The sequence below is a fragment of the Inquilinus sp. genome, from assembly GCF_057815775.1.
In genome coordinates, this window is sequence record NZ_JBYRFX010000380.1 from 1 (window position 1) to 3797 (window position 3797).

The 3797-nt window shown below is 69.9% G+C and carries 2 protein-coding genes and 1 pseudogene; all 3 read right to left on the reverse strand.

The genetic code is table 11. The annotated features are described in order from the left end of the window. A partial coding sequence (locus tag AC3XYG_RS13600; RefSeq protein WP_489140375.1) for a DUF4118 domain-containing protein occupies window positions 1-2853 on the reverse strand: 2853 nt, incomplete at its 3' end. Window positions 2854-2872: 19 nt separating this feature from the next. Beyond that, complete coding sequence (gene kdpC / locus AC3XYG_RS13605; RefSeq protein ID WP_489140376.1) at window positions 2873-3478, reverse strand: potassium-transporting ATPase subunit KdpC; 606 nt, start codon at window positions 3476-3478, stop codon at window positions 2873-2875. Between the two features lie 9 nt (window positions 3479-3487). Next, window positions 3488-3797 (reverse strand): annotated as a pseudogene (locus tag AC3XYG_RS13610) (potassium-transporting ATPase subunit B); the annotation flags it as partial.

Here is a 3797-nt window from a genome sequence, read left to right on the forward strand (position 1 = left end):
GGCGCGGGCGATCCGGCCGAATCCGGCCAGGCCCAGCACGGCGCCGGAGACGTCCCGGCCCAGCAGCAGCTCCGGTTCCCAGCCGAGGAATTTTCCGTCCCGGACCAGCCGGTCGGCCTCCACCACGCGGCGGGCCGCGCCGAGGATCAGCAGCATGGCAATGTCCGCCGTCGCGTCCGTCAGGACCCCTGGCGTATTGCCCACCAGGATGCCGTGCCGGGTGGCGGCATCAACGTCGATGTTGTTGTAGCCGACCGCGTAGTTGGAGACGCCCTTGACCCGGGCGTCCGCGAGCAGCGGCGCGTCGATGACGTCTCGAAGCTGGGTGAGCACCACGTCGTACTCCCCCGAGGCGCATAGCCGCGCCAAGGTGCCGTAGTCAGGCGGTTCGGGCAGCACGCGGATCACCAGCCCCTTCTCCTCCCGCGCCGAGACGGTGATGGTGGTGCCGGCCGGCGCGTATTTGGCGGCGTTGTCGATCAGGTTGACCAGCACCTGTTCCAGCAGGATCGGGTCGAGCAGATACAGCGGCAGGCCGGGTGCGAGGTCCAGCACCAGGCGGTGGCGCGCCACCAGCGGTGCACAGCGATCGGCCGCGGCGCCGACGATCTCCGCCACCTCGGCTGCCTCCAATTTCGGCCGCAGCACGCCGGATTCGAGCCGGGTCATGTCGAGCAGGTTGCCGACGAAGCGGTTCAGCCGCTCGGCCTCGTCCTCCACCATCTCCATCAGCTCGCCCCGCGCCGCCGGCTCCAGCGCCGCATCGTGGCGGCGCAGGCTGGAGATGGCGCCGATGATCGAGGCCAGCGGCGTGCGCAGGTCGTGGCTGATCGAGGTCAGCAGCGCGGCGCGCAGCCGCTCCGTCTCCGCCACCACGCGGACCTCGTCGACATCCTTGGCCAGCCGCACCCGCTCGATCGCCACCGCCGCCTGGTCCATCAGCGAATCGAGCAGCCGCTGGTCGTCGGGGCTGAGCAGCGGCCCCGGCTGGTCGCGGTCGATGCCGACCACGCCGATCGGGCTGGCTGCGGTGCGCCAGGGCAGGAACAGCCATTTGCCGCCGGGCAGCGTGTCGGCGCCGCGACCGGCCGCCCGGTCGCTGGCCCAGCTCCATTGCGCCGCGGCGCGCTCGGTCTCCTCGATCCTGTCCTCCGGCGGATAGCCGGCGACGACCTGCAGCGACCCGTCCAGCGGCATCAGGATGACCACGCGCAGGTTCAGCATCGCCGCGATCTGGTAGGCCGCGGCCCACAGCAGGTCGTCGGATGACGCGATCGCCGCCAGCTTGCGGCTGAACCCGTACAGCTCCGCCGTCGCCTTGGCCCGCGCCGCCGCGCCGCGCGCCTGCAGCCGGGCCCGGCTCTGCAGATTCGAGGTGACGACGGCGACCACCAGGAAGAACACCAGCGAGGTGACGTTGGACGGGTCGGCGATAACCAGGCTGTACAGCGGCGCCAGGAAGAAGAAGTTGACGGCGACGACGCTGAGCAGCGAGGCGAAGATCGATGGCCCCAGCCCGTAGCGCGCGGCGCAGAACAGCACCGGGATCAGGAACACCAGGGCGATGCTGTTGGTGGAGGCGATGGCGGCGACCAGATGGGCGGCCGCCGTGGTGACGCCGACGCCGATGGCGGCGACCAGATAGGGCCTCGGGTCGAGGCCCGGATCGGCCGGGCGGGTCTGGATCCGCTCCTCCGCCCCCGCCGGCGGGGCGTCGTCCCCGGCCAGCACCTGGACCGAGATGGTGCCGGCCTTGCGCACGAGGTCATGCACGACAGAGCCGTGCAGCATCTCGAACCAGCGGGACCGGCTGGATTTGCCGATGATGATCTGGGTGATGTTGTTGCGCCGGGCATAGGCCAGGATCTCGGCAACGATGTCGGTGGCCGGCACCGTCACCGTCTCGCCGCCCAGCTTCTCGGCCAGCAGCAGGGCGCGGGCGACACGGTCGCGGTCGGCCTCGCCCAGCCGGTGGTGGCGCGAGCCTTCGACATAGACTGCGGTCCAGCGCGCCCCCAGCCGGTCGGCCATGCGCCGGGCATAACGGATCAGCGCCTCGCCGCCCCGGGCCTCGCTGACGCAAACCATGATGCGATCGCCCGCCGCCCAGGGGCCGGTGATGGCATGGGCCCGCATGTAGCCCAGCATCTGGTCGTCGACCCGCTGGGCGGTGCGGCGCAGCGCCAGTTCGCGCAGGGCGGCCAAATTGCCCGGCTTGAAGAAATGGTCGACCGCCCGCCGCGCCTGGTCGCGGACATAGACCTTGCCCTCGGCCAGCCGCTTCTGCAGGTCTTCCGGCGTCAGGTCGATCAGCTCGATCTCGGCGGCACCGTCGATCCAGGAATCCGGCACCGTCTCGCGCACCCGGATGCGGGTGATCTGGGCGACGACGTCGTTCAGGCTTTCGACATGCTGGAGGTTCAGCGTGGTCCAGACGTCGATGCCGGCGTCCAGGATCTCCTCGACATCGAGGTAGCGCTTGGCGTGGCGGCTGCCCGGCGCATTGGTGTGCGCCAGCTCATCCACCAGCACCAAAGCGGGGTGCCGCGCCAGGATGGCGTCGAGGTCCATCTCCTCGACCGCCTGGCCGCGGTATTCCGAGCGGCGGCGGGCGACGAGCTCGAAGCCCTCGACCAGCGCCAGGGTCTCGACCCGGCCATGGGTCTCGACCACACCGATGACGACGTCGACGCCGTCACGCCGCCGGGCCGCCCCCTGGGACAGCATCTCATAGGTCTTGCCGACGCCCGGCGCCGCCCCGAGGAAGATCTTGAGGCGGCCGCGAGGTTTCGCGACCGCCTCCAGCAGGGCTTCCGGCGAGGGACGCCGATCGTCATCCGAACGATCGGTCATAGTCATAAGGAAGAGAAGACTACGAGGCCTTCAGCCCGTCCAGCAGCATGTTGAGCTGCAGCACGTTGACCCGCGGCTCGCCGATCAGGCCGAGCAGCCGTCCGCTGGTGGCCTGCTGCACCGCCTGGCGCACCTGGTCCGGCGGCAGGTTGCGGGCGGTAGCGACCCGGGCGATCTGCAGCTCGGCATTGGCCGGGCTGATGTCCGGGTCGAGGCCCGAGGCCGAGCTGGTCACCATGTCGACCGGTGGGTTGCTGATGCCCTGGGCCGCCAGCGCGGCGACGTCGCCCTTCACCCGGTCCGACAGCGCCTGGCTGGTCGGGCCGAGGTTGGAGCCGGCCGAGTTCGCGGCGTTGTAGGGCGCCGCGATGGTCTTGGTCGGGTCGTTCGGATCGGTGTCCGAAGTCGCCGACAGCCGGCCATGGAAGTACTTGTCCTCGGTAAAGTTCTGGCCGATCAGCGCGGCGCCGATCACGGTGCCGTCGGCGCGCTTCACCAGGCTGCCATTGGCTTGGCTGGGGAACAGCCCCTGGGAGATGCCGGTCATGGCGAAGGGGTAGGCGATGCCGGTGATGATGGTCAGCAGGACGATCATCACGAGGGCGGGTCGGATCTGGTTCAACATTTTGGTGCCTCACACCAGGCCGAGGGCGGTGACGATCAGGTCGATCGCCTTGATCCCGATGAACGGCACGATGATGCCGCCCAGGCCGTAGATCAGGAGGTTGCGCCGCAGCAGGCTGGCCGCGCTCAGGGCCCGGTAGCGGACGCCGCGCAGCGCCAGCGGGATCAGGCCGATGATGACCAGGGCGTTGAAGATGATCGCGGACAGGATCGCGCTCTGCGGCGAGTGCAGATCCATGACGTTGAGCACGCCCAGCTGCGGGTAGAAGGCCAGGAACATCGCCGGGATGATGGCGAAGTACTTGGCCACGTCGTTGGCG

Coding starts and splice junctions, on each gene's coding strand:
- kdpC (WP_489140376.1), bottom strand. CDS start 3,478: ATGTTGAACCAGATCCGACCCGCCCTCGTGATGATCGTCCTGCTGACC.